This is a genomic window from Acidobacteriota bacterium (genome assembly GCA_009861545.1).
Classification (GTDB): Bacteria; Acidobacteriota; Vicinamibacteria; order Vicinamibacterales; family UBA8438; genus WTFV01.
This window is the reverse complement of the sequence record VXME01000076.1, coordinates 62,990-89,263: the sequence shown is the minus strand read 5'-3', so window position 1 is coordinate 89,263 and position 26,274 is coordinate 62,990. Positions and strand designations below refer to the sequence as shown.

Below are 26,274 nucleotides of genomic sequence, written 5' to 3'. Positions count from 1 at the left end.
CGGGGCAGCGCGATTTCACGCCGTCCCGGTCGGCGCTCCCGTCCCTACTGCGGCCGCTGCGCCTCCCTGATCGCCCGGAACTCGCTGGTCTCGCTCCACACCGGCCACTCGTCGGTCGCCGCGAGCCGGGCGCCCATGTGGTACATGAACGTCAGGTCCTCGAGCGCCCCCGACAGGTCCCAGTCGGGCTTCACCTCGTCCGACACCTTGTGGTAGTCGTTCACCGTGTACTCCGTGCGCTTCTCGATGCCGTAGCCCTCCGGCTTGTCGATGTACTCCACGCCGGGGTCGCCGTAGAACGCGGGGATGCCCGCCTTGGCGAACGAAAAGTGGTCCGACCGGTAGTAGAAAGCCCTTCTCCGGTTCCGGATCCGGCGCCAGGGTGCGTCCGAGGCGCGCGGCCACGTCGGCGGCCACGTCGTCCAGCTCCGACTGGCCCACCCCGACGATGGTCATGTCGCGCGTCCGACCCCACTGGTTGAGGACGTCCATATTGATCGCGGCGACGGTCTGCGCGGCCGGGTAGAGCGGGTTCTCCCCGTAGTGCCGCGATCCGAGCAGGCCCTGCTCCTCGGCCGTCACCGCGAGGAACAGAATCGACCGGCGCGGCGGCTCCTCCGCATGGGTGAACGCGCGCGCGATCTCGATGAGCCCGGCGGTGCCGGTGGCGTTGTCGGCCGCCCCGTTGAAGATCTGATCGCCTTCCAGGCTCGGGTCGACGCCCATGTGGTCCCAGTGGGCGACGTACATGACGACCTCGTCGGGGGCCCCGCTGCCCTCGATCTTCGCAATGACGTTCTGCGAGTCGATGCGCCGCAGCTCGTTCCGAATCCGCAGCGACCCGGTCACCCCGAGCGGAATGGGCTCGAACGTGCGGTAGGCCGCCTGCTGCTTCGCCTCCTCGAAGTCGAGCCCCGCCATCTCGAACAAGGCCTCGGCAGTGGCACGCTGGACCCAGCCCTCGATCGTGGCGCGGCTCAGGTTGTCGTCGGCCGCCACGAGGTCGAACGACTCGGCGTACGGCGTGCTGCCGACCACCTCCCACGGATAGCCGGGCGGCGCCTTCTTTGGTCGTCCCGTTGCGCGCAGCGTCACGGCTGGTCGTTCGCGGCGTCGACCGGGATGTCGCGCAGCCGTTCCTGGACCGTGCCGGGGATCCCGAGCTCGGTGTTGGCCCCCAGCCGGGCGAGGAGCGCCGCCGTCTCGGGCCAGCTCTGGAACTGGAACGACTGCTTCGAGCCCTCGGCCATGCGGTAGGCGGTCCTGCCCCGGAAGTCGCGGGCGTCGATGTCCGCGCCATTCTGCACCAGGTACTCGATGACCTCGTTCATGCCGCGGAACGCCGCGCCGTGAAGCGCCGTGAAGTTCGCCTCGTTGGTGGCGTTGATGTCCGCGCCGGCGCGGTGCAGGAACTCGACCGCGCGCTCCGAGCTGCGGGCTCGCACGCCGCGGGGCTCGCGCGGCGTGTAGGTGGCGGGGCCGAGACCCGCCGCCGCCATCAGGGGAGTCGTCCCGTCACTGGTCGTCAGGTGCAGGTCGGCGCCCGCATCGAGCAACGCCCGCATGACCTCGACGCCGGTCGTCGTAGCGCTCGGCATCACCGCGAAGACGTGTGCCTGCCCCCGCGCGCCGTTCATGTCGTAGGCCGCCACCCATAGCGGGGTCGCGCCGCGAAGGTCGCCGGTACCGCAGGCGAAGGGTTCGAAGGCGCCCTTACGCGGATAGCCGATGTAGTTCATGATCATCGCCCACGCGGTGATCCGGCCGTTCGGATCGGCCCCGCGCTCGAGCAGCGCCTCCACCAGGGCAAGGCGGCGAGCCGCGCTCAACCGCACGCCCCCGAGACCGGCATAGAGACGGTTGCGGCCGTGGCGGCGATACCACTCGAGAAGCCACGGACTGACGTTGCCGGCCGCCGCGTGCAGGGCGGAGACGCCGCCCATCTCGCCGTTGGGGTCGGCGCCCTGGTCCAGCAGGTACAGGGCGAACGCGTCCTGGCCGCTGACTATCGAGAACGGCAGCACGTGAGTGCCGTCGGCGCTCGGCTCGTTGACGTCGCTGCCGGCCGCGATGAGCGTCGCCGCGGCGGCGATGTCGCCGTTGCGGGCCGCGTACATCAGCGGCGTGAACCCCTTTAGCGTCGAGGCGCGCGGGTCGGCGCCCGCGGCGAGCAGCAGCCGCACGACCTCGGGATGCCGTTCCGAGACCGCCCACATCAGCGCCGTGCTCCCGGTCGCGGTCACCGCGGCGTTGGCGTCCGCCCCGCCCGCGATGAGCCGGCGCACCACATCGGCGCCGCCGGTTCGCGCAGCGGTCATCAGGGGGGTGAGCCCGCTGGTCTGCGCCGCGTCGACGTCGGCGCCCGCCGCCAACAGCGTCTCGACCATGGCGACGCTCGCGTTCTCGGCCGCGCGCTCCAGAGCGGTCACGCCGTGGTCGTCGGACGCGTTCACGTCGGCACCGGCGGCGAGCAACCGCTCCGCCAGCTCGACGTCGTCCCGGTGCGCCGCCCAGAGCAGTGCGGTCACGCCGTCGGGCCGTGCCGTGTTGACGTCGATCCCCTCATCGAGGAGCGCGAGCACCGCCTCCCGGTCCTGATCCGCGGCGGCGGTCACGATCCGCAGGTCCTGGGCGGCGGCCGCGGCGGTGCCGAGCACCGAGACCGTCACGAGGAAAACGAGGCACCGCAACGTGGGAATCTTCATGGTCATCGCTGCAATTATGCATCAGCCGCCTCGACGTGCGCCGCGATCCGATCTCGCAGCCGCTGCGTCTCGGGACACAACTGAAACAGCCGTTGCAGGTTCTGAAGCGACCTCTCGATCATCTGGTCTCTGCCGCCGCCCGCCCGCCTTGGATCGCCGTGCCTCTGCAGCAGCGGCCCGAAGACTTCCTCCTTCATCCGAGGATGCCTGCGAGCATCCTGCCAACCGCCCGGCAGATCGTCCTGAAACCCGACGCAGACGTAGATCTCGACCTCCGGCTCTGCGGGACAGCAGAGCAGCGCGATACCTCTGGCTTGGATGTCAGCCTCCAGGCGTGCCATTGCGTCTTCCCCCGCGCGGTCGGCGTCAGGAAAGAACAACCAGAGGTCGAAGAAATCCGTAGCCGTCGGGAAGTTCCTCACGAATGGCCCGCAGCGCGTCCGCATAGCCGCGGAGGTGCGGCTTGGACAGCACTTCTATCCTGGCCTTGGGTTTTCCCCGCGCTCTCCATCAACTTCTTGGTCAGGGGCTTCAGGATGTACCCGTTCCAAGTCGGATCTTCCGGGATGACGAGTACGCGGAAGCTCACAGCGCCGCTTCCAGCCAGCCCTCCGAGAGCAGCTCGGAAACCGGCTTCCTCTTCACAACGTCGATGAAACGCGGCACGTCCGCCAGCGCACGAATCCGCGACTCGCCCGTCTCCTCGTCCCGCCTGCAGACGAACGTCGTCCGATAGTCCTCTTCCTCAAGCCAGTCGAGCACCGCCGCCGAATGTGTCGTTGCGACCACCTGCGTATTCGCCGCCGCAGACTGGCTGCGCAGCAGTTCCAGCAGCAGTCGCGCACGATTCGCGTGAATCCCGTTCTCGATCTCTTCTATCGTCATCAGATCGGGCATGTCCGGCTGGAAGAACGCGGCCGCGAGCGCCGCGAAGCGCAGGGTGCCGTCGCTGAGGATTGCCGCGGGGAACTCCCGGCCGTTCTCCTTCAATACGAACAGCGGCTCGCCCATGGCGCCCTGCCGCACGCCGACGTCATCGACCTCCTCGGGACGAAGCTGGCGAAGCCAGGACAGGTAGGCGTCCTTCGTCCTGTCGTCCTTACATAGGGTCTGAACGAGGGCCGCGAAGTCCTCGCCGCGTTCGCCCATGCGCTGCACCTCGGCAACCTGCGAATAGGCGCGCAGCATCGACAATTCAGGCTCTATCGGTTGGATGTTCGCCAGCAACCTGGCCACCCCGCGAGCGAGGTACCGGCAAGCTCCACACGCTTCTTCCGACTGCTCCGATGACGCACCGTCTCTTAGCCCGGAATCGAGGCGCCACACTCTTCGCTGGAGCTGCCCCAATGCGGGACTTGTGCGCTGCAACTCCACGGACCAGCCTTGTGAGCCTTCGACCGGGCACCAGATCCGTAGCTTCGCGTCCTTCTCCGAGAAGCCCTCGACGCGATCGGTGTCGTAGATGACAGTGTCCACCTTGAAGCGCTCTCGGGTCACGCCCCTCGTCGTCGGCGAGAATGCGATCAAGAGTTCCCAATTCGATGCGAGCTCACCCTGGGAATCCGGCTCCTGCACTCCGACCCGGGGCGAATCAGGGCCACCCGCGAACCTGCCATGCACCTCGATGGTCACGTCACCGCCGCCGAGGCCCTCGGCGGCACTCGCGAAGCAGGCCCGGCGGCTTCCGCCGCGGATGCCGTCCCACACCGCGCTGGTCGCGCTCCGCGGCTTGCCGTCCAGAATCTCGCTGATGGTGAAGCCGTTGCCGATACCCTGCAGCACGCGGAGCAGGTCGAGGAAGTTCGACTTGCCGCTGGCATTGGCGCCGACGAACAGGTTCATTCGCCCCAGGCGCAGATCCACCCGCCGCAGGCTCTTGAAGTTCTCGACGACGATGCGGTCGATCATCACTGGTACTCTACATGGCAACTCGGCCATGCAGCCGCAACGCCGCTGTCGGGTGCATGAACGCACGAGGCGTACCAGAGTCGACGATACGGCAGGGATGTGTCGATCTCGGCACCCGCTCGTTGATTGACCGTGCGCCGTGGTGCGCTTGACGGGAGTCCAGGTTGCGCCATACGTGCCAACCCGTTGCGCTATAGTTCCCACGACTCTCGAACCGTCCGCAAGCGCACTGCGGCGCACACGTGAACGGAGCTGCCACTCGATGAGCGCAAGTGATGCATCGACCTCGAATTCCCGCCTGCGGTACGCGGTGGACGAAACACCGTCGGAGGGACTGACGATCGGCCTCAGTCTGCAGGTCGTCACCCTCGTCCTGACCGGGATCATTCTCGTCCCGATCATCGTGCTGAACGCGGCGGGCTACCCGGAGGGACTGGAGTGGGCGGTGTTCGCGGCCCTGGCCGTCAGCGGCCTCTCGACCATCCTGCAGGCCCGACCGGCAGGACCGATAGGCGCCGGCTATCCCCTCTACATGGGCACGTCAGGGGCCTTCATCGGCGTTTCGGCGGCGGCGGTGGCCACCGGCGGCCTGCCGCTGCTGGGGACGCTCGTGGCCGCCTCGGCGCTGGTGCAGTTCTTCTTTTCCGCACGGTTGTCGTTCTTCCGCCGGCTCATCACGCCGACGGTCGGCGGTACGGTGATCATGCTGCTCGCCGTCAACGTCTTTCCCATTACGACCGATCTGCTGGCCGGCGTTCCCCCCGGCATCGACCGCCTGTCCATGAGCGGACCGCTGGTAGCCTTCGCGACCTTCGCGGCCATCACCCTGGTGTCGCTCTACGCCCGCGGCGCGACCCGCCTGTGGGCCCCGTTCATCGGCATTCTGGTGGGAACCTCAGTCGCCGGCCTGGCCGGAATCCTCGACTGGGCGCCGCTGCTGAACGCCGGCTGGTTCGGCCTGCCGCGGACCGGCTGGCCCGGACTGGACCTGTCGCTCGATGCGCGGTTCTTCGGCTTGCTCGTCCCCTTCATCATCGTCACGATCATCGGCGCCATCGAGACCTACGGCGACGCCATCGCGATACAGCGCGTGTCCCACCGCACCCCGGTGCCGGTGGACTTCAAGGTGGTTCAACGGGCGTTGAACGCGGACGGCGTCGGCAACCTGCTCTCCGGCCTCGCCGGTACCGTGCCGAACACGACGTACTCCAGCAGCATCTCCATCGCCGACCTGACCGGCGTGGCCGCGCGGCGCGTCGCTCTCTACGCCGGGATCATGATCGTTCTGGCGGCGTTCGTACCCAAGATCGCGGCGGTGCTGCAGGTAGTACCCGACCCGGTCGCCGGCGCGTACATCTTCATTTTCATCGTCCTGCTGTTCCGGCAGGGCGTGCGCATGGTCACCACGGGCGGGTTCGACTACGAGAAGGGCCTCATCGTCTGCATCTCGTTCTGGATGGGCCTGGGCTTCCAGTACGGCGTCATCTTCCCGGACCACCTGCCCGAATGGTCCAGGGGCGTGCTCGACAACGGCATGGCGGCCGGCGGCATCGTCGCCATGGCCCTCACCCTGCTCGTGTCCCTCGGACAGCGCGGCCCACACATCGTGCTGGAGCCGAGCGTACGGTCGCAGTCGAAGCTGCGCGCCGTGCTGGACGCCGCCGCGGAACGCGCCGGTTGGGACGACGTCGCCACCAGCCGTCTCGAGCTGGCGGGCGAGGAAGCGTTCCAGTATCTGCTCGACCGACAGGCCGAGTCGAAGTCGCATCCGATCCGCGTCGCAGTGAGGCCGGTGGACGACCTTCTGCAGATCGAGCTCGCGAGCGGCCCCGACAGCGCCAACCTGGAAGCCCGACTCGACGCGCTGGACGAAGAGCACGAGGAGTACTCGGTGCTCAGGGACGTGGGGCCGCGCATCCTGCGCCACGTGGCGAAGGAAGTGCGGCACGAGCAGTTCTACGATCTCGACGTGCTGACCGTGACCGTGGACACCAAGCCGCTCGTGTGAGCACCGGAGAACCACTGCCCGCCGTCGCTCCGGCGGGCGGGGGCTCGCCGCCGACGGCCGCAGCTTCGTACAGGCGAAGAGCCGGCCGGCGCCGTCACGCTGCGGCGCCGACCGGCTCGCCGTGAGCGATTCGCGACGGCCCGCTACACGCCGGAGAGCGGCTCCAGCGGCAGCCTGCCCGTGGCGTCGCCGAACTTGTCCGTTTGCACGCCGGCCCGCTCCAGCATCGCCAGCAGCAGGTTGTTCATCGGCGTGTCCTTCGAGTGCCGCAGGATCTTGCCGCCCTTGACCCCGCCCGCCCCGCCGACCAGGACCAGCGGCAGGTCGATGTGCGAGTGCTCGTTCGCGTCGCTGATTCCGCCGCCGTGGAGCACGAGCGAGTGGTCCAGCAGGTTGCCTTCTCCGTCGGGCGTCGCTTTCAGCGCCTTCAGGAAATGGGCGGTCAGACCGATGTGGTACTGGTTGATCTTGTGGCCCTGCTCGAACTTCAGCGGGTCGTGCTGGTGATGCGACACCGCGTGGTGGGCGCCGTTGACGCCCAGCTCCGGATAGGCGCGGTTGGTCTGCTCCTTGCCGAGCGTCAACACGAAGACGCGCGTGATGTCGGCCCGGAACGCCAAGGCCACCAGGTCGAACATCAGCCGGGCGTGCTCGTCGTACGACTCCGGGGCCCCGACCGGGCGGTCGGGAAGCTCCAGCACGGACTCGCGCCCCTGCCGTTCCGCCACCTGCAACCGCCGCTCGACCTCGCGCACCGAGTCTAGGTACTCGTTCACGCTGCTGCGGTCCGACGGGCCGAGCTTCTTCTGCAGATGCGCGATGTCGGCGGTCACCCAGTCGAGGATGCTGCGATCCTCCTGCACCTGCGCCAGACGCTCCTCGCGCGTGCCGCCGTCGCCGAACATCCGCTGGAAGACGATGCGCGGATTCGTCTCGTGCGGGTTCGGCGTCGTCGCCGTCCGCCAGGAGATGCTGTTCGTGTAGACGCAACTGTAGCCGTTGTCGCAGTTGCCGATGAGGTAGGTCTGCTCCATCGCCAGCTCGAGCGACCGCAGCGGCGTGTCGCCGCCGATGTGCTGCGCGGCGATCTGGTCCGCCGTGATGCCGTTGCGGACGTCGGCGCCCTCGGTCTCCTTCGGGTGGACGCCGCTCAGCCACACGGTCCCGGCCCGGGAGTGCTCGCCGTTGCCGTCGCCGAGCGCCTCGGCCTGCTTCTGGCTCAGGCCGATCGGGACGATGACCTGGTCCTGGAACGGCGCGAGCGGGCTCAGCGTGGGCGACAGCTCGTCGAGCGCGCCGTCACCCTCCGGCTGCCAGTGGGTCATCACCGCCCCGTTCGGGATGTAGACGAAGCCGAGACGCCGGACCGGTTTGGCCGCCGTATTCGCCAGCGCCGAGGCGGCCGGCACCATCGCGTCGAGCAGCGGCAGACCGAGGGTGACCCCCATCCCGCGGAGGAACGTCCGACGAGGCAACGCGGTCTTGGTGATGAACATGACAGCTACTCCTGATCAGCGAGCCGTTTTCTCTGATTCTTCTTCCGCGTTCAGTTGGCGGCCGCGTCCGTCCTGGCCAGCCGCATCTGGAACGGCGTGCTCTTCACGACGCCGACGATGAGCGACGCCAGGCCGTAGTCGTGCTCCGCCGCGGCGCGGGTGATCCGGCGGACGGCCGGCGCGTCGTAGTACTCCACGCCGCGGCCGAGCGCGTAGGTCAGCAGCTTCTCGGCCACGACCGTGACGAACTGTTCCGGGTTCCGGACGAGCAGCCCGCGCAGATCCGCGGGGCCGTCGAACGGCGTCCCGTCGGGCATCGCACCGGACGCGTCGATGGCGATGCCGCCCGGCATGTGCCCGCGCCAGCGGCCCACCGCGTCGAAGTTCTCCAGGGCCAACCCCAGCGGGTCCATCAACCGATGGCAACTCGCGCAGACCGGGTTCGCCCGGTGCTGCTCCATCCGCTCGCGCATCGCCAGCACCCTGCCCGAGTCCTCGGCCGGCTCCAGCTCCGGGACGTTGGGCGGCGGCGGCGGCGGCGGCGTCCCGAGGACGTTCTCCAGCACCCACTTGCCGCGTCCGACCGGCGACGTACGGTCGGAGTACGAGGTGACGGTCAGGATGCTGCCCTGGCCGAGCAGGCCGCGCCGGTTGCGGTCGGTCAGCGCCACGCGCCGGAAATCGCTGCCGTAGACGCCGGTTACGCCGTAGTGCCGGGCGAGGCGTTCGTTGAGGAACGTGTAATCGGCGGTCAGCAACTCGGTGACGCTCCGGTCCTCGCGCATGACGCTGTCGAAGAACAGCTCGGTCTCCCGGACGAAGTCCTGCCGCAGGCTCTCGCCGAAGTCGGGGAAGAGCACGTCCGACGGGAGGGCGCCCGAGATGTTGCGCAGTCGCAGCCACTGGCCGGCGAAGTTCTTCGCCAGCGCCTCGGACCGCGGGTCGGCCAGCATCCGCCGCACCTGCCGTTCCAGGACGCCGGGATCCCGCAGCCGCCCCGCGGCGGCGGCGTCCAGCAGCTCGTCGTCCGGAATGCTGCTCCAGAGGAAGAACGAGATGCGCGACGCCAGCTCCAGGTCGCTCAGGCGGTAGGGAGCCCCGGACGCGGTCCCGGGCGGATCCGACACCACGCGAAACAGAAAGTCGGGGCTCACGAGGAGGGCGCGGACCGCCCGCTCGACGCCGGCCTCGAAGCCGCCCGTGGCCCGGCCCTCGTCGTAGAAGACGAGCAGGGCGTCGACATCCGCGGCGGTCACCGGCCGCCGGTAGGCCCGCCGCGCCAACGTCGAGATGATCTCCCGCGCGCACGGCGTCTCGCCGGCCTCGCCCTCCGGCCGGCAGACGAAGATGCGGCTCCGTGACGGCGTGTCGCCGGCCCCGAGCGTATTGAACGGGCCGGAGATGGTCAGCGTGCCCAGATGCGGCTGGTACAGCAGATAGTCGCCTTCGCCGTGCGGCCGGTCGAAGGGCTGCCGGACGCTCTCGGCAAGCGCGCTGGTCTTCTTGATGAACGCCGCCGTCACCACCCGCGGGCCGGCCCCGACCTGCACGCGGGCCCGCAGCGAGTCGGGACCGCGGTTGTAGGCCGCGCCCTGATCGCGGTCGGGGTCGGGCGGCGTCAGGTGGAAGACGGCGACCCGCTCGCCGTCGACGCTGAGCTCGAGCTGGTGCGGCTCGCGGATCGGGGCGCCGGCGAACAGGTCGAGCAGCTCCAGCTCGATCTCGTACTCGGCGTCGCGCGGGAAGTTGTACTCGACGGACATGCCTCCGCGCGTCCCGAACGGCAGGCCGTCCCGATGCTGATACTGGGACAGGTCCGATACGATGCGGAACGTCTCGCCGGCCGGCGCCAGCGGCGACGCCCCGACGGCCAGGCGGCTGATCGTGCGCGCCGCGTTCATGTACCGCTCGAGCAGCGTCGGCGAAACCTTCAGCACCCCCGCGATGTTGTCGAACCCGTAGCTCTGATCGTCGGCCGGAACCAGCGCCGCGGCGTCGACGTCGAACGCCAGCAGATCGCGGATCGCGTTCTGGTACTCCGTGCGGTTGAGGCGGTGCAGCGGCTCCGTCCGTCCCGGATTGGGATGGGTGGCGGCGACGCGGTCGATCTCGGTCTCCAGCCAGGCCGCGAGCGCGTCGCTGGCCTCCGCCTCGGGACGCGGTCTGCCGGCCGGCGGCATCGAACCCGTGCGGAGCTTGCGGATCACCTTCTCCCAGACGTCCGCCGTGCCCGGCACGTCGGCCAGGTCGCCGGTGCGCAACGCGATCGGAACCGTGCCGCGGGCGGCGAGCCGCTCGTTGTGGCACGTCAGGCAGTAGCGCTGAAGCAGCGCCTCGTGGGCGGCTACCGGCGAGGGCTCCGCAGCAGCAGGATCCTGCCCCGGGCCGGCCGTCGCCGCAGGCGCGAGCCACACCATCCCGGCTACCATCCAGACGCCGAAGAGGACGAGTAAGCGTCGCGTCATCGGTTTTCCCTGCGGCCGCACACGATCCCGGCCAAGCACCCGGACAGTCGATACCCCAACCCGGTAGATCCTACGTCGTTCACACCGGTTGTCAACGACAATCGCCCGTGGAGAGGCGACCGGATCTGCGATAACATGGGCCAATGGAGCGCGCGGACAGGCTCACGATACTCGTAGCCGCCGGTGCCCTTGCCGGCTCCATTTCCATCGGCACCTGTTCCACGAGTCGTGAGATCGACCGTCTGGCCAGCGCCGTCGACACGTTGCGAACGGATGTACGCGCCGACTTCGCTGACGTGCGGGCGGACTTCGCCGACTTGCGTACCGACCTCGCAGAGGTACGCGCCGACGTCCGGCGTCTGGACGATCGCGTCCGAGCCGTCGAGATCGCGATCGCCGGCACGGCATCTCCGCCGGGCGAGTGACGAAGCGCAGCCGTTCATTTCGCGAGAGATCGCGAAGCAAGCAGGATCGGGGAGAACCGAAATGCGGATAGCCGACAAAGTGGCGGGGTTGTCGTTGCGCGTTGTGCTCCTGGCGGTCTTCGGCATGTCGCTCGCCGGTACGGCTACGGCAGCGCCTGCCCGTGATCTGCCCCTGGTGGAAGCCGCCCGGGCCGCCGACGCCGACGCCGTCCGGGCCTTGCTGGAGAGGAACGTCGACGTCGACGGCGCCGAGACGGACGGAACCACCGCCCTGCACTGGGCCGCGTACAGGGGTCAGGTCGAAACCGCGCGGCTCCTGCTCGGCGCGGGCGCCGACGTGGAGGCCGCCAACCGCTACGGCGTCACCCCGCTCGCACTGGCTGCCGGCCGCGGCAGCGCGGCCATCGTGGAGGCGCTCCTCGACGCCGGCGCCGACCCGAACACGACGCTGCCGGAGGGCGAGACCGTGCTGATGACCGCAGCGCGGACCGGCGACGTCGACGTGCTGCGGCTGCTGCTGGCCCGCGGCGCGGACCTGCGCGCACGCGAGAGCTGGCGCGGGCAGACCGCGCTGCACTGGGCCGCCGCAGAGAATCATCCGGCCGCCGTCCATGCGCTGATCGAGCTCGGCGCAGCCGTCGACGAACGTTCCACGGCCGGCTGGTCCGCGCTGTTGTACGCGGCCCGCGCGGGCAGGGCCGACGCCGTGGTGGCGCTCCTCGAAGCGGGGGCCGACGTCAACGACACCATACGGCCGCCCGCCACCGAGGACGACGCTCCGGAGGACGCCCGGCGCGACCCGACCATCGGCACCAGCGCCCTGGTGCTCGCGGTGATGAACGGGCACTTCTCGCTGGCGCAGTACCTCGTCGAGCGCGGGGCCGATCCCAACGCGGCGGAGCAGGGCTGGACCGCGTTGCACCAGTTGGCCTACACCCGGCGCCCGAACTCCGGCAAGGGCATGCCGCCGGTGGTGCTGCTCGACCGCGTCGACACCCTGGCCCTCGCGCGCTTCCTGCTCGACAACGGCGCCGACCCCAACGCACGCCAGACCGCGCGGTTCAACAACCGCGAGCGAAACAACCTGAACCGCGTCGGCGCCACGCCGTACCTGCTCGCCGCGAAGCATGCCGACCCGCCGCTGATGCGCCTGCTGGCGGAGTACGGCGCCGACTCGCGGCTGCCGACCGAGGGCAACGCGTCGCCCCTGATGGTGGCGGCCGGGGTCGGCATCTTCAACCTGGGCGAGAGCGCCGGGACCAACGAGGAGGCGTTCGAGGCCGTGCAGCTCGCCTGGGAGCTGGGCGATCACAATGTCAACGGGGCCGACGACCGGGGCTACACGGCGCTGCACGGCGCCGCGCTGCGGGGCGCGAACCCGATCGTGGAGTTCCTGGCCGAGCGGGGCGCCGATCTCCTTGCGGAGAGCCAGGAGGGCTGGACGCCATTGCGCATCGCGGACGGGGTGCACTACACCGGCACGGTGAAGCGCGCCGACCACACCGCGGAGCTGTTGCGTCGGATCATGCGGGACAGCGGGGTCTACGACGCCGCGAGGCACCAGAAGGACGTGAACAGCGTGGCCGTGGTGAAGCCGGCCGGCCAGTAGGCGCGCTCACCTACCGCGCGCAGGCATCGGCGACCATCCCGAGCGAGCTGACGTTGATCCGATCGCCGTTCGGGTCGCGGATCAGGAATCCCTTGACCGCCATCCGGTGTCCGGCGTGCTCGGCCGGATTCGGGTAGACGTTCATCAGGCCGAAGGTCCGCGTGCCCGTCGGACGGGAGCCGAGGGAGCTCAGCTCGTCCTCGGTCGAGGCGGACGGGTCCCGCGTGCGAACGGCCCGGGTGCTGTTCGTCAGCAGCCAGCCGCCGGCATCCTCGGTCAGGCAACCGACCACCTCCACCAGGGCGAAGCTCGGCACCTCGGCCGGCCCGTCCCGGCCCTCGATCCGGATGTCCTCGAGGCCCTCCGACGTCAACTCGCGCTCGCCGGGCGGGAACCCGTTGAACTCGAGGATGTAGGCGACGCTGTCGAGGTAGGCGTCGGCGCTGAGGGTCGCGGGCTCGTCGAACGGCATCAGGTTGCGGATGCGGACGAACAGCGTGTGCAGCGTGTCCTCGCGCCAGTCCTGCATGAAGCGCTCGCCGGCGAGCGGGCGCGCCTCGTCCGAACCGCTCATGTCGGGCAGATGGCACGCACCGCAACTGGTGTCGTAGACGACCTTGCCGCGCGCCGCCTGCCCGGCCGTGTAGACGCCGTCCCACACCGTCCGCCCGTCCTGGCCCGCCTGCGCCTCGAACACGCCGCCGGACAGGTTGGCCACCGACAGCAGCACGACGGCCGCCGCCGGTATTGACACGTGAAGACGCCTCTGCCGCACGGTTGTCGATCCTGTCTGCATGGTCCTGTGGCCCGGCCCGGAATCAGGGGGTGACGGCAACGTCGGCCGCCGCGTAGAGACAGCCGTCGTCGGCCAGCCCCCGAATGACATGGGTCCCCGGCTGGCTCGTCTCCGTCCCGATCGTCTGCGCGCCGGCCAGACTCGCCGCGGCGAACAGCGCCACGCCGACGATGGCGGCGACGATCCCGGCGCGCACGGCGAAGCGCGCGTAGCTGCAGCAGTACATCCCGTCCATCGTCCCGTCCTCCCCTGCTCCACTCCGAGGTCCGACCCGGCGGCCGGACGCGGCCGCGCGCGGGGCGGCCGCCTGCCCGCCCCCGTTATACCATGCTGGCTGCTGCGGCGGCACGCGCGTCGCCGGGGAGCCGCGGCGCCGGGAATCGCGTCCTCATCCCGGCCTGCACGTCGGCACGCGCCGGCGCCCGGCTCGTGGATTGCAGGCGCATCGGTGTAGCATTTCACGAGACGCCAGCGTTTGGCATGAGTTGACGAGACCGCCTGTTATTTCGAAGAGGTAGCCAGCCGGTATGCGAATCAACTGGGAACAGCGGGAAGGCGCCGCGATCGCCAGGATGGAGGGACGCATTGACAGCTCCAATACGGTGGAGTTCGAGCGCGTCCTCGAATCCGGTCTGAACCCGACCGCCAGGACCGTGGTGTTGGACTTCGAGAAGGTCGCCTTCATGAGCAGCGCGGGACTGCGGGTCGTGCTGATGCTGGCCAAGCAGCTCAGGAAACGAGGCGCGCAGGCGGCCGTCTGCTCGCTCCCAGGGCCGATTCGCGAGGTCTTCTCGGTGAGCGGCATCGACAGGATTGTGCCGACGCACGGCTCCGACAAGCAGGCGATCGATGCGCTGTCCGCCGATCCGGGCTCCGGCGAGCAGGAGCCTCCGATTCTCCGGGGCGAGATCGATTTCGATGTCGTAGGCGACAACCTGAAGGACATCGCCGGATTCACGATCGAGAAGTACGAGTACATCAACGAGTGCACGCTCTCCGAAGAGATGCGCGAGGAAGCGCTGGTCCGCATCAACGACGCCTTGTGGCAGCGCGTCGAGCAGTTGAAGCGCCAGCGTATGCTGGTCCTGAAGGAGATGTTCATCGCCGCGTCGCGAGCGTTGGATGAAGTCGTCGAATCCGGCGCAGACTGAATCACCCGCCGCCGCCGTTCGAGCACCCTACCGGTCCGCGGACACCTCATCGTAGAGCGCCTGCAGCGCCGCCGGACGGAACGGCCAGTCGAGATCGGCGGTCTGCACCCGGTCCGGCACGTCGTCGCGGCTGGCGCCCGCCTCGACCGCCGCCCGCATGCGATCCTGCAACGTCTGCATCCGGTCGCGGAAGATGCGCACCTCGTCCTTCGAGAGGACCGGGCCGTGGCCCGGAATCACGGTATCGAAGTCGAGCGCCAGCACGCCGTCCAGCGTGGCCGTCCAGGCCAGGCCACTCCCGCCGTTGTTGTAGTCCATGAAGGGCGCCAACGTGCTGCCGTCGGACCGCTGCCCCCAGATGAAGAGATCGCCGGTGTGTATCGTTCGCAGCTCGGGGAAGTAGATGACCGCGTCGCCGTTCGTGTGGCCGCGCCCGAAGTGATGCGCCCGCGCCTCGACCCCGCCGAGGAACACCGACGTCTCGTCGCTGAAGACGATGCGCGGCGCCCCGGGCTGGTTGTTGCGAAGCATGTTCCGGCGCGCGTTCTTGTGCGAGATCACCTCGCCGACCGCCATGAAGTCGGCGTTGCTGCCGGCGTGGTCGCCGTGATGATGGGTGTCGAGGACGTACTTGATCGGAAGCGACGTCACCTTGCGGACCTCGGACATGATCATCCGAAAGCTGTGCGGGAACTTGTTGTCGACGATGATCACGCCGTCGTTGGTTACCCGGACCGCCACGTTGCCGCCGGTCACGCCGCCGTCGTAGCCCGGAATCACGTACAGCCCGTTCTTGCCCGGCACCGGCCGGATGGCCGTCAGTTCCGCGAGCTCGTCGGCGGTGATCGTTTGCTCGGCCGCTGGCCGTGCGGCCGAGATCACTACCGCCACGGCCAGCACGGCCGCCGACATTCCCGCAATCATCTTCATTTCACGCATCGTCACCCTCCGGGCGCCATCTTACAGCCGGTGGCAAAGCCGGGTCCCGCCAGGGCCCGTCGAACCTCTCTCAGCGCAGGAACCAGGGCAGCACGCGGACGCCCTTGAACTCGAAGCGCTCGCTGCCTCCATGGACCAGTACCCCGCCGCGGTTCGGATTCCCGGAGATCGACGTCCACCAGACAAGCCCGTCGACCGCGTCGGCGGCGACGGTCCGGCCCGACTTCACCTCGAGCGGGATGACCCGCCCACCAGTGTCGATCAGCACATCCACCTCGTGCCCGGTAGCGTCCCGCCAGAAGTACAGCGGCGCGTCACGACGCCGGGCCGCGAAGCTCTTGATCAGCTCCGATACGACGAACGACTCGAAGATGGCGCCGCGCAACGGGTGGCGTTCCAGGGTCGCCGCGTCCCGGATGTCCAGCAGGTAGCAGGCGAGCCCGGTATCGAGAAAGTGCAACCGCGGGCGTTTACGCAGGCGCTTGCGGTAGCTCGCATGATGCGGCGGGAGCGTTGTCGCCAGATAGCCGATCTCCAACGCCGCCAGCCAGCGCTTCGCCGTCTGCTGGGTGATCCCTACGTCACTGGCGAGGCCGGTCAGGTTGAGCTCCTGCCCCGTATGGGCGGCGGCGAGGCGCATGAAGCGCTCGAAGCTGCGCAGATCCGAGACCTGCATCACCTCGCGAAGATCCCGTTCGATGTACGTGCGGAGGTAGTCCGCAAGCCACTCCCCGGCCGGGACGCCCCGATCGTGAATCCGCGGATAGAAGCCGTCGACCAGCGTCTTCCAGAGACTTCGGTCCGGCACCGCGGCGGCGCCGCCCGCGTCATCCCCGTCCAGGTGCTCCGCATCCACCGGCGGCCGTTCGAGCAGCTCGGCGAGCGACAGCGGATACAGGCGGACCAGGGCGGTGCGTCCCGCCAGCGTCTGCGAAACCGACTCCATGAGCAGGATGTTCTGGGAACCGGTCAGAATGAACCGTCCCGACCGATCGTCCTCGTCGACGAGGATCTGGATGTACGAGAGCAGATCCGGCGCGCGCTGGATCTCGTCCAGGATCAGTCTGTCTCCCTGCGCCAGGAAACCGCGCGGGTCCTCGATTGCCCGCGTGCGAAGGTCCGGTGCTTCGAGCGACAGATACAGGTGGTCCGGAAAGAGCGCCCGCACGAGCGTGGTCTTTCCCGACTGGCGGGGACCGGTGAGGGTCACGCACGGGTTGAGGGCCGCGGCGGCGCAGAGTGCTTCGGTCAGGTGGCGGCGCAGCACCCGGAGATGCTGACACGCCGATCGCGTCGTGTCAATTCCGTGACACTGTCACCTATAAAGCATGACGCTTGCCAAGGATTCAAGCGAGCTCCGCAAATCGTTTCGAGTATTTTTCGGTTACCATCAGATTCCGTCTACCTTACCGCCCAATTCAGTCCAACGACTCGCGGAAGCCGCACCTGTCGGCAATCCGACGCGCCAGCGTCCCGAAATCCCGATAGCAATCCTGCACGGCGTATATGTGACCACCCAAAGCACCGTCCGCTGCTTTCAGATGGAACATCGGTTTGCGGGCTTCGTGAGCCATGGCCATCAAGCTGCGGTAGTGTTTGAGAGTGGCAAGGCATTCCGAGTCGTTTTCCGTGGAGGACACGCTGCTGCCGGTCTGCTCGAGCGCCTCTTTACGATAGACGTTCGGAATGCGCTTGATCCATTTCTGGTACGCCTGCACGGGACGACCCGCACGAACAGCATGTTGCATCACAATGTAGCCGGCCGGCAGGATATCGGCGGTCGGCAGTTGCAGGTCCTGCACCTGCGGACGGCGTTCCAAGCGGTCCTGCCAATCGTTGCGCCACTCGCGGAGCGTCGGTCCGACGTTGCGGAGTGCTTGCAGGGAAAACAGATCGGGAGCCAGCGGAAAGACGACGAAGTTGGCCGCAACGATAACGGCCCGGTTGATGGCGCCCAGGTTCGGGCCGACGTCAACGAGGGCCAAGTCAGCATTCCGTTTGTACGCGGCGTTGAGGATCGTGCGGTAGAAGGCCGACTCGGTACGGAATGCAGACTCGTCACGACCCAGACAGTCCGGCCACGCCGAAGACAGCTTCGCCTCGAAACTCGACAAACCCAGATCACCGACGACCAGGCCGAGGTTAGTGGTAATTGGCTCGACATGCGGCTCCCGGATGTCGCCGACCCCCCGCAGGATGGGAGAGACCGCGCCTAGAATGCTGTCGGGATGCTCATCATCAGGCCACAACTCCTCGAGTCGGTCTTCGCTAAGAAACACGGCGCTCAGGTTGGCCTGCGGATCGAGGTCCGCCGCCACCACTGAGTACCCGAGCTCCGCATACATCCAGGCAAGGTGATAGACCAGGGTGGTCTTGCCGACGCCCCCCTTGTTGTTGAAGAAGGCGATCGTCTTCACGCCGCCCTCCGGATGGTCGCCAGCACGTGGGAGGTCTCGAACGTGAACTCCGCCTCCGGGTTACCGTTTCTCCGCAGTGCCTCCTGCGCACGGATCACGCCGCGCCCGAACGCGTTGACGTAGCCGAGCGTCGCCAATGCGCCGGAGAGAACCGGATTCCTGTAGTCCGTCTGTCGTGGGAAGTTCTCGCGCGACACCATGCCGTAGAGCCCGCCTGGGTTCTGGATCTCGATGCGGTCATCGTACCAGTAGAACCGAACAGGGGCATTGGTCTCGTACGACCGGTGCATGATTGCATTCAACAGCAGCTCGCGAATCGCCACCGGCGGGTAGTCCGCCACCGTTCGCTCGCGGAGAGTAAACGACCGCTGCAGCGCCGTTCGCTTCTCGATCAGGATCCGCTCTTCCTGCTGGTTCGCGCCGCGGCGCGATGGACCTACCCGAATCCAGACCCTGCCCTTGTATCGCACGGGGGGGAGATCTGACGGCAGGACCTCAACCACCGCCACCTCGCCCTCCGGCAACGAGTACTTCTGCACGGTCATGCCCGGCAGCGGTTCGATGTTGACGTTCGAACGGAGGTTGCCGAGACTCCGCAGCAGCTCGTCGCCCACGGTCAGACCGCCGACCCTTCCCTTGTCGTCCACCCCGACGATCAGATAGCCCGGCTGTCGGTGATCGGAAAAATCGTTCGCGAACGCGCAGATCGCCTCCCCGAACTTGTCCGTCTTCTTCGTGGAGGTCGTCAACTCCGCACGGTCGGACTCGTGGTTCGCGATCAACGCCCGTAGCTCGTCCGTCGTCAGCATGGCCTCGCGGTCCCAGCGTACATCAGTAGGGTTCCGGACAGGCGGCGGGGCCGGCGGGTCCGGGCCACGAAGAGCAGGAGCGAGGGGAGGGCCAGGCCCGAGTCGGGAAACGGCTTCGATCAACTCCAGCGCCAAGCCGTCGAATCCTCGATCAGCGCGGCGCAGGTCTCGCCGAACGGATACGGGACCTCGACGATCGGAACACGGGCGGGCCGCGAGGCGAACAAGCACCGGGCTGCCGGCAGGACGTCACGCATCGACTTCGATGCCCTCCCGCGTCTCGGCGATCAACAGGTCGACCACGGCACGCAACGCCTCTTCGTGCGAATCGCCCTCCAGCCGGCGGAGACGGAAGTGGTCGAGCTGCCGGTCGGCGCTGCTGCCGTCGTGGATGATCGTGAGCACGTGCTGCAACTCGTCCTCGCAACCGAGGTCGCGGGCGTCGTCGGCCAGTTCCTCGACGAGCCGGGCAGCGTAGTCCTGGATGTCCACGCGTCCGCCGCTACCCCAGACGTTGCCGAGGAAAGCGAGCACGCCGTAACGCTGGGCCAGCCAGCGATTCTCGGCGATGATCTCCGTGGGCGGATCGGGCGGCAGCAGACCACGGCGGTCCAGTTGCAGCAGCCGGCGGACCAGTGACGCGTAGAGCGCGACGAGGCTCACCGCATCGTCCAGACGCGGGCAGGTGTCGCAGATTCGCATCTCCACCGTCGGATAGTCCTGAGAGGGCCGGACGTCCCACCAGAGTTCGCTGCCGCTCTCGATGAACTCCATCCGCCGGTAAGCCGCCACGATGCGTTCGTAGTCCGCCCGCGACAGCAACGGACCGGGCATGCTCGTTCGCGGCAGCGCACCCATGATGCTCAACCGGCAGGACTTGAACCCGGTCTCGCGGCCCGCGTGGAAGGGCGACGAGGTCGACAGCGCGTGCGCCAGCGGCAGGTAACGCCGGGTCGCGGTCATCACCCGGATGCGCGAATCGGCGTCACCGAAACCGGCGTGGACGTGCATGCCGCCGACGATCAGCCGCCGCACGCTCTCCTGGAACGTGACGGCGAAGCGCTCGTACCGCTCGCGGGGCGTGATGAGCTGCGACTGCCACTCGGCGAACGGATGGCTCGACGCGGCCATCACCGCCACCCCGTGCTTCGCGGCCGACTCGACGACCAGCCGCCGGGTCTCCCGCAGCGCCTCGCGCGCCTCCGCCACCGATCCGCAGACCTTCGTGCTGGTCTCGATCTGCGACCGGAGCGCCTCGTGCACGACCTTGTGCGGCCCGCGCTGCCGCTCGCACGCCGCGAAGATGTCCGGGTCGGGATCGGACACCAGGTCACGTGTTTCCGGGTCGACGAGGAAGAACTCCTCCTCGACGCCGAGGGTGATGGCGAGATCGGGTTCGCTCATGGGTCGGACTTCTTCAGCCGTCAGTCTCCCGCCAGTGTAGCAGCGATAACAGGATCATCCGGGCCACCCGGGGCGCCCCGGACTATCGCACTTCGCCCCTCATTGCCGATAGTCCTTTGGGTCGAGACAGGCATCGTAGAACGCCTGATCCATCTTGAACCAGTCGGTCTTGTCGATGCCTCTCCCTGCAGAGGCGGTGGAACTGGATGGAAAGCCGACACGATCTTCAGCCAACGGTTCACGGCGAGGGAGATGTCTCGGATTTCGGTCGCGACCTCCGCAAGTCCTGGTCTTGGCTGAAGATCACCGCCACGTCAAATTGGCCTTGGCGAGCAAGGCGAACCACATCCAGTCCCAGTCGAAGATCGATACCCTTCTCTTGCGTCGCATCGATTTGTTGACGCGTGCCGTCCGCCAAGCGGACTTCCTTCGTGCGGTAACGAATGGGACGAGACGTCACATGGATACCTGCCCGCCGCATGCTCAGAAGCCGACGCTGCCAGTACGCGTGCCAGCGTGGATCTCTATCGGCCGAAGGGACACCCGTATAGAACCGCACGCCGTGACTTCGCCAGCCATTCCTACGACACACGGCCTCACTGAGCAGGTTCGGATCGTAGTTCGGATGCTGATGCCCGAACGCAGCCTTGGCGTGCCAAAATAGGTTTTGGCCGTCGAAGAATGATACGACACGTTTCGTGGCAGGTTCTGGCGGCACGTGCGGAGGAAAAAAATAACCCCGTCGGGGCCTTCTCCGTTCCCTGACAATGCAGGACGGATTCCGGCAAGTCCGACGGGGAGTAAATGCTTTTCTAGTCTAGTCGGTCATTTGTAATTCGTCAAGCGCGCGATCACTCCGCCGGCACGATGGCAATCCCCCACGGCCGCTCGCCGGCCGGAATGCGGGCGATCACCTCCAACGTCTCCGTGTCGACGACGCTGACGTCGTGCGACGGGCCGTTCGCGGTGTAGAGGTACCGGCCGTCCGGGGTGACGCCGATGCCCCACGGCCGATCGCCCACCTCGACCTCCGCCACCGCCTCGTTGGTGGCCGCGTCGATGACCACCACGTCGCGCCCGCGCCCGTTCGTCACGTAGACGCGCGACCCGTCGGGCGACACGACGACGCCCATCGGCCGCATCAACTCACCGGTGAGCTGGATCGTCTCGATGACCTCGTGGGTCGACGTGTCGACGACATGCACCGTGCCGCTGTTCTCGGCGGTCACGTAGGCGCGGCTGCCGTCCGGCGAGAACCCCGTCGCGCGCGGGCGGGCGCCCACCTCGAACACCGCGATGACCTCGTTGGCGGCGGTATCGATGACCGAGACCTGGTTGTCCTCCTCCGAGGTGACGTAGACCACGCTGCCGTCCGGGCTGATGCGGACGCCCTCGGGCTCGCCCCCGACCGGGAACCGGGCCAGGAACTCGCCGCTGGCGATGTCGACGACGCTCGCCTCGCCCGCGTCCTCGTTGGCGACGTAGAGCCGCGTGCCGTCCGCGCTGATCGCGAGCTGCTCGGGATCCGTGCCGGCATGGACGATGTTCACCACCTCGCCGGCCGCGATGTCGACCACGCCGATGCCGTCCGCCGAACGGTCCGGCGGGGGCAGGGTGCTCATGTCGGTGCCGGGCGGAGCCGGCGGCGAGCCGCTCAGCGCCACGAAGAGCTGGGTCCGGTCCGGCGACACCTTGATGCCGCGCGGCCGCTTACCCAGTGCAAAGGTGTCGACGACCTCGTTCGTGCCTCCGGCGATGACCGTCAGGTCGCCGGAATATTCGTTCGTGACGAATACGTGGTAGGGGGGCGGAGGCGCCGGCGCGGGCGGCGGAGGCGGCGGCACCGCGTCGGCCAGCTCCACCAGGGTCGTTCCTTGCGTGCGCAACTCCCCTTCGAGGGTCGACAGGCGCTCCTCGAAGCTGTCCATGCGCATCGTCATGACGTTTCTCAGGTCAGCGATGCTGGCGTTCGTCGCGCAGGAGCCCCCCACGACGGTGATCGCGATCGCTCCGGCGCCGAGCAGGATCGCCGTGTTCTGACTCATGCCGTTCGCTCCTTTCCGGACGGCCGACGCGCCGTCGCGACGGTTTCCCGGATGTCCCGAGCCCGCGTCGGCTGTGACTCCACCGTAATCATGCCTCGTACAACGCCGGAGACGAAACGAAGGGGACAGGCGCCAACGGCCTGCCCCCTTCGAACCGAAGCTGCGAGTGCGTCCGACCTACTTCGCTAGCGGGTCGGGCCGGAGCTGGAAGTGCACCATCTTGCTCTTGGTGCCCTTGCCGCCCTCGGTGTGCCAGACGTAGTTGGCCCCGTAGTTGGCCCACAGGCCGCGGCCCTTCCACCCCGTCGTCGGATCGTCGATGCGGCCGTCGAGCCCGCGCGAGTAGAACGCCATCGGGTACGGCACCCGCAGCGTGGTCCACTCGCCGGTTTCCGGATCGAGGGCCAGCAGCGAATCCGACCCGGAGCCGTTCGCGATCGGGATGTTCTCGCCCATCCCGAGGGTGTTGTACTGGTCGACCCAACTGTAGTAGTGGAAGTCGGCGCTGCCCGGCGTTTCCACGCCCTTCATCTGCGGGCCGGGAACGTTGTACAGCGTCCACCCCTCGGGGCAGTGCTGGCCGGTCGCCTCGGGACCGCTCGTGATGGCGCACTTCGAGCGGTCGAAGCTGGCCATCTGGCTGCTGCCCGACAGGGCGGTCCAGACGACGCCGTGGCGGTCGATGTCGATGCCGCGCGGCGCGAAGCCGGTCTGCGACGCGTCGACGTTCGGGTTCTCGATGGACGGCGGCTCGTAGACCTCCGCGATGCAGGTCTCGGGCGGATTGTCGCCGCGGTCCAGGCGCACCAGCCGGCCCGGGAACGGACCCGTGCGGGTGATCCAGACCGAATCGTCGATCGAGCTGGGAATGATGCCGTACCCGAAGCCGACGGTGCGGGTGTCGAGCGCCGGGTCGATCTCGACCTGGCCCTGACGGTTCGGCTCGTTCCACGGCTTGGTGATCACACCGTCGCCGTTGGTGTCGATGACGGTCGGGCACCAGCCCTGCGACGCGATCTCGTCGCCGCTCAGGTCGTAGGCCTTCGTGTCGATCCAGCCGATCGACTGGCTGTCGCCGCTGAACCAGAGGGTGTCGTTCTTGTCCTCGCCGAACTGCAGGTGGTGCGTACCGTAGCAGGTGTCGATCAGGACGAACTCTTCACTCTCCGGGTCGTAGTAGGACGCCTGCCGTCCGCTCGCGGACAGCGGCAGGTACTGCGCGAACTTGTTGTCGGACCCCTCCCGGCACCAGTCGGGGTTCGGGCGGGCACGCACGGTCGACGTCATCCAGACGCGGCCGTCCTGGTCCATCATCGGGTTGTGCGGATCCGACGAGTTCTCACGCCCGTCCGGACCGCCGGCGCCCCACAACAACTGGTCGCCCCAGTAGTAGGACGGCTGGAGCTGCATCTGCGGGAAGCGCGAGGGCACCGAGTCGGGATCCTCGGGCCGCACCGGGATCTTCAGCTCGACCGCGGTGTTCTCGACCGGGTCGACGACCGTCAGCGTGCCGTGGCCCGCCGACACGCCGTAGACCGGCCCGTGGCCGTTGACGCTCGGGTTCCGCTTGTCGGTGGTGATCTCGTCGTGGATGAAGGAGCTGTCCACGCCCCAGTCCCACAGCGTCACGACGAGGTTCCGCTCGACGCCGGACGGGCGCGGCGGACGCGGCGGCGTCTCGCCGTTGGCGATGCGATCTGACCAGTCGGCAAACATCTCCAGGGCGCGCTCACGGCCGAAGCGGCTCATCGCCGCGCTCATCTGGTTGCCGCGCTGGCCGGTCTGCACCCGGTGGTCCCAGGCCGCCACGGTCGAGTCGAAGTCGTCGCGGTGCTGCACGACGCGCGTCGCCGTGTTGCCGAGCTGGTGGCAGAGCTGGCAGCCCTGCTTCATGATGTCGATCCACGCGGCCTGGCTGTGCAGGTTCGGCGAAATGCCGTTCCCGTCCGGACCGGTGCCGGGGAACTCGCTCGCGGCCGGCGGCTCGATCAGCGAGTACCAGTAGTTGCCGGGGTAGACCTGCGCCGCGGCCTGTTCGTCGGGCGCGATGACGGCGGTCAGGCTGACGTCCTCCCGGGTCGGTGCAAGCCGCACCTTCTCGGAGTCCACCAGGCCGTAGCCGCGCACCCACACGTCGTAGGTCGCGTCCGGCATCTGCGGCAGCACGAAGTGGCCTTCGTTGTCGGTCACGACAATCTTGGCGAACTTCGTCTCGAGCTCCTCCGTCTCGGCGATGACCCACACGCCCGCCTCCGGGCCGTGAGCGCTCTCGACGACGCCGCTGATGTAGCCCTCGGCCATCTGGGCGTTGGGCGCCGCCCCGAAGGCCGCGATCACGGCGGCGAGGCCGGCGCTCACCACGCCGAGACGCGCCAACGTGCGCCATGACGATTGTGTCCGCGCGTTCATGTTGTCTCCTCCTGGATCCTCGTCATCCATCCAAGTAGCGACGATGCGTCGCTCGGTCGTTCACCATGCGTCGCTCGGTCGTTCACCATGCGCCGCCCGCTCGTTTGCACGATATCGCGTAGCCCGGCCACCCGACCCGCGCTCGTCGCCTGCCGGGCGCCGGGACCGGGCCGGCGCGGGTCACTGATCCTGCTGCTGCGCCAACGCCAGCCGCTCCGCCGGGGACAGGTCCTCCGGCCGGCGTGAGCCGGCGGCCGGGTCGGCCCCGAGGTCGAGCAGGAGCGTCACCAGCTCCGGATGCCGGTTGAACGTGTTCGGATAGAACACGCCCTGAGCCACCGACAGCGCCGACCAGCCCTTGCCGTTGACGGCGTCGATGTCGGCCCCCTTCTCCACCAGGAACCGGACGATGTTGCCGGCGCCGCGGTGAATCGCGCCGTGGAGCGCCGTGTCCCCATTCGTATCGGCCGCATTGACGTCGTTGCCCAGCTCCCACGCCAGCTCGACCGCCGCGAGCGCCTCGTCGTTGGTCCCGGGGTTCTCGCCGATCTTCCAGATGCCCACGCCGGCCGCCGCCATCAGCGCCGTCACGCCCTCCTCGGTAGTGATCGAAGGGTCGGCCCCGAGGTCGACGAGAAGCCGCATCATCTCGGCGTCGGCCACCTTCGCCGCCTGCAGGAACGGCGTCGAACCGATGCGGTTGAGCATGTTGCGGTTGCCGTCGCGCGGCTCCCCGGTCTGGCGGGCGTCGAGGTCCGCCCCGGCCCCGGCCAGGGCGCGCACGAGATCGAACGCGTCGAGCTCGCCGAGCGGCACCGGGAACGGCGGGTTCCGGCCGAGGTTGGGCCGGTTCGTCCACACCACCTGGTGCAGCGCGTTCCAGCCGTTGCCGGCCGCGTCGGGGTCGGCCCCCAGGTCCAGCAGCGCCTTCGCGAAGTCGTACTGCGCGTTGTAGACGGCCAGGACGAGCGCGCTCATGCCGTTGGACGGCAGCGCGTCGTCAGCGTCGGCCCCGGCGCGGACGAGCGGTTCCAGCACGTCGACGTGCCCCTCGCGCGCCGCGAACAGAACCGGCGTGAAGCCTCGCGCGGAGCGGGCGTTCGGGTCGGCCCCGGCCGCGAGCAGCGCCTCGACCGCGGCCGTCTGGTTCTGCGCGGTCGCCCACATCAGCGCCGTCTGTCCGCGCCACCCCTCGACCGCGTCCACCTCGGCCCCGTGCTCCAGCAGGCTCTCGATGGCCGCGCCGTTGCCCGTGCGAGCCGCCGTCATCAGCGGCGTCTCGCCCTCGGGATTCGGGAGGTTGGGGTCGGCCCCGGCTTCGAGCAGCCGCGCGATCATCGGCGTGCTGCCGTTGACCGAGGCGAGCGCAAGCGGCGTCACGCCGTAACGGTTGGCCGCGTCCACCGCCGCGCCGGCGCCCAGCAAGAGCCCGGCAATCTCCAGGCGGTCGTGGTGGGCCGCCCAGTGCAGCACCGTGGCACCGTCGACCTCCGCCGTGCGCACGTCGCCGCCGTCGGCCAGCAGCTTCTCCACCGCGGCCGTGTCGCCCGCCTTGACGGCGTCGAAAAGAGGCGTGTCCGCGGCCGCAGCCGATGCGGCGCTCGCGAGCAACACCGCCGACACGCCGGCCGCGATGCGCCAAGTGGTCTTCATCTCGCCTGTTCCTCGTGCCGTCTCGACCCACGCCG

At 68.5% G+C, this 26,274-nt stretch carries 20 protein-coding genes; 3 read left to right on the top strand and 17 right to left on the bottom strand.

Annotated elements, in window-relative coordinates; all coding sequences use genetic code 11:
• Positions 1-15: 15 nt before the first annotated feature.
• From F4X11_12580 to F4X11_12565, 4 genes are all read right to left on the bottom strand, one after another.
• Positions 16-1,095, bottom strand: a complete 1,080-nt coding sequence (locus F4X11_12580) for a M28 family peptidase (protein ID MYN65846.1) — start codon at positions 1,093-1,095, stop codon at positions 16-18.
• Positions 1,092-2,711, bottom strand: coding sequence for a hypothetical protein (locus tag F4X11_12575; GenBank protein MYN65845.1), 1,620 nt, complete (start codon positions 2,709-2,711; stop codon positions 1,092-1,094). Before F4X11_12575 ends, F4X11_12580 begins: the two co-directional genes overlap by 4 nt.
• An 8-nt stretch (positions 2,712-2,719) precedes the next feature.
• Positions 2,720-3,046 (bottom strand): hypothetical protein, encoded by a 327-nt coding sequence (locus F4X11_12570; protein ID MYN65844.1) that lies wholly within the window; start codon positions 3,044-3,046, stop codon positions 2,720-2,722.
• Between the two features lie 244 nt (positions 3,047-3,290).
• The gene (locus tag F4X11_12565) at positions 3,291-5,015 is read right to left on the bottom strand and encodes an AAA family ATPase (protein ID MYN65843.1); all 1,725 of its coding nucleotides are present in this window, start codon (positions 5,013-5,015) and stop codon (positions 3,291-3,293) included.
• Between F4X11_12565 and F4X11_12560 the strand changes: the two genes are divergently transcribed.
• The gene (locus tag F4X11_12560) at positions 4,876-6,621 is read left to right on the top strand and encodes a hypothetical protein (protein MYN65842.1); all 1,746 of its coding nucleotides are present in this window, start codon (positions 4,876-4,878) and stop codon (positions 6,619-6,621) included. The genes F4X11_12565 and F4X11_12560 overlap by 140 nt on opposite strands.
• A gap of 143 nt (positions 6,622-6,764) precedes the next feature.
• Here F4X11_12560 and F4X11_12555 read toward each other — a convergent pair whose 3' ends face one another.
• Both F4X11_12555 and F4X11_12550 read right to left on the bottom strand, forming a co-directional pair.
• Positions 6,765-8,117, bottom strand: coding sequence for a DUF1552 domain-containing protein (locus F4X11_12555; protein ID MYN65841.1), 1,353 nt, complete (start codon positions 8,115-8,117; stop codon positions 6,765-6,767).
• A 50-nt stretch (positions 8,118-8,167) separates the two neighbouring features.
• Complete coding sequence (locus tag F4X11_12550) at positions 8,168-10,582, bottom strand: DUF1592 domain-containing protein (GenBank protein ID MYN65840.1); 2,415 nt, start codon at positions 10,580-10,582, stop codon at positions 8,168-8,170.
• Positions 10,583-10,855: 273 nt separating this feature from the next.
• On the opposite strand from F4X11_12550, the gene F4X11_12545 reads away from it, so the two are divergent.
• A complete protein-coding gene (locus F4X11_12545) occupies positions 10,856-12,616 on the top strand; it encodes an ankyrin repeat domain-containing protein (GenBank protein MYN65839.1) in 1,761 nt (586 codons plus the stop codon).
• Between the two features lie 10 nt (positions 12,617-12,626).
• Here the strand turns inward: F4X11_12545 and F4X11_12540 are convergent, their stop codons facing one another.
• On the bottom strand, positions 12,627-13,502 hold the full coding sequence (locus F4X11_12540; GenBank protein MYN65838.1) for a cytochrome c: 876 nt from the start codon (positions 13,500-13,502) through the stop codon (positions 12,627-12,629).
• On the bottom strand, positions 13,435-13,647 hold the full coding sequence (locus tag F4X11_12535) for a hypothetical protein (GenBank protein MYN65837.1): 213 nt from the start codon (positions 13,645-13,647) through the stop codon (positions 13,435-13,437). The genes F4X11_12540 and F4X11_12535 overlap by 68 nt, the downstream gene beginning before the upstream one ends.
• Before the next feature lie 292 nt (positions 13,648-13,939).
• Between F4X11_12535 and F4X11_12530 the strand changes: the two genes are divergently transcribed.
• Positions 13,940-14,563 carry an STAS domain-containing protein gene (locus F4X11_12530; protein MYN65836.1) on the top strand — a complete coding sequence of 208 codons (624 nt, stop codon included), beginning with the start codon at positions 13,940-13,942 and terminating at the stop codon, positions 14,561-14,563.
• A gap of 27 nt (positions 14,564-14,590) precedes the next feature.
• Here the strand turns inward: F4X11_12530 and F4X11_12525 are convergent, their stop codons facing one another.
• From F4X11_12525 to F4X11_12485, 9 genes are all read right to left on the bottom strand, one after another.
• Entirely contained in the window at positions 14,591-15,502 is a 912-nt protein-coding gene (locus F4X11_12525) for an MBL fold metallo-hydrolase (GenBank protein MYN65835.1), read from the bottom strand.
• Between the two features lie 70 nt (positions 15,503-15,572).
• Positions 15,573-16,769 (bottom strand): ATP-binding protein, encoded by a 1,197-nt coding sequence (locus tag F4X11_12520; protein ID MYN65834.1) that lies wholly within the window; start codon positions 16,767-16,769, stop codon positions 15,573-15,575.
• Between the two features lie 151 nt (positions 16,770-16,920).
• Entirely contained in the window at positions 16,921-17,919 is a 999-nt protein-coding gene (locus F4X11_12515; protein MYN65833.1) for a ParA family protein, read from the bottom strand.
• Positions 17,916-18,728, bottom strand: a complete 813-nt coding sequence (locus F4X11_12510; protein ID MYN65832.1) for a hypothetical protein — start codon at positions 18,726-18,728, stop codon at positions 17,916-17,918. The genes F4X11_12515 and F4X11_12510 overlap by 4 nt, the downstream gene beginning before the upstream one ends.
• A gap of 249 nt (positions 18,729-18,977) precedes the next feature.
• Positions 18,978-20,132, bottom strand: a complete 1,155-nt coding sequence (locus F4X11_12505; GenBank protein ID MYN65831.1) for a carboxylate-amine ligase — start codon at positions 20,130-20,132, stop codon at positions 18,978-18,980.
• A 238-nt stretch (positions 20,133-20,370) separates the two neighbouring features.
• Positions 20,371-20,901, bottom strand: coding sequence for an NYN domain-containing protein (locus F4X11_12500; protein ID MYN65830.1), 531 nt, complete (start codon positions 20,899-20,901; stop codon positions 20,371-20,373).
• 82 nt (positions 20,902-20,983) lie between these two features.
• Complete coding sequence (locus F4X11_12495) at positions 20,984-22,177, bottom strand: beta-propeller fold lactonase family protein (GenBank protein ID MYN65829.1); 1,194 nt, start codon at positions 22,175-22,177, stop codon at positions 20,984-20,986.
• A gap of 177 nt (positions 22,178-22,354) precedes the next feature.
• Entirely contained in the window at positions 22,355-24,586 is a 2,232-nt protein-coding gene (locus tag F4X11_12490) for a carboxypeptidase regulatory-like domain-containing protein (GenBank protein ID MYN65828.1), read from the bottom strand.
• 180 nt (positions 24,587-24,766) lie between these two features.
• The gene (locus F4X11_12485; protein MYN65827.1) at positions 24,767-26,239 is read right to left on the bottom strand and encodes a hypothetical protein; all 1,473 of its coding nucleotides are present in this window, start codon (positions 26,237-26,239) and stop codon (positions 24,767-24,769) included.
• Positions 26,240-26,274 lie beyond the last annotated feature (35 nt).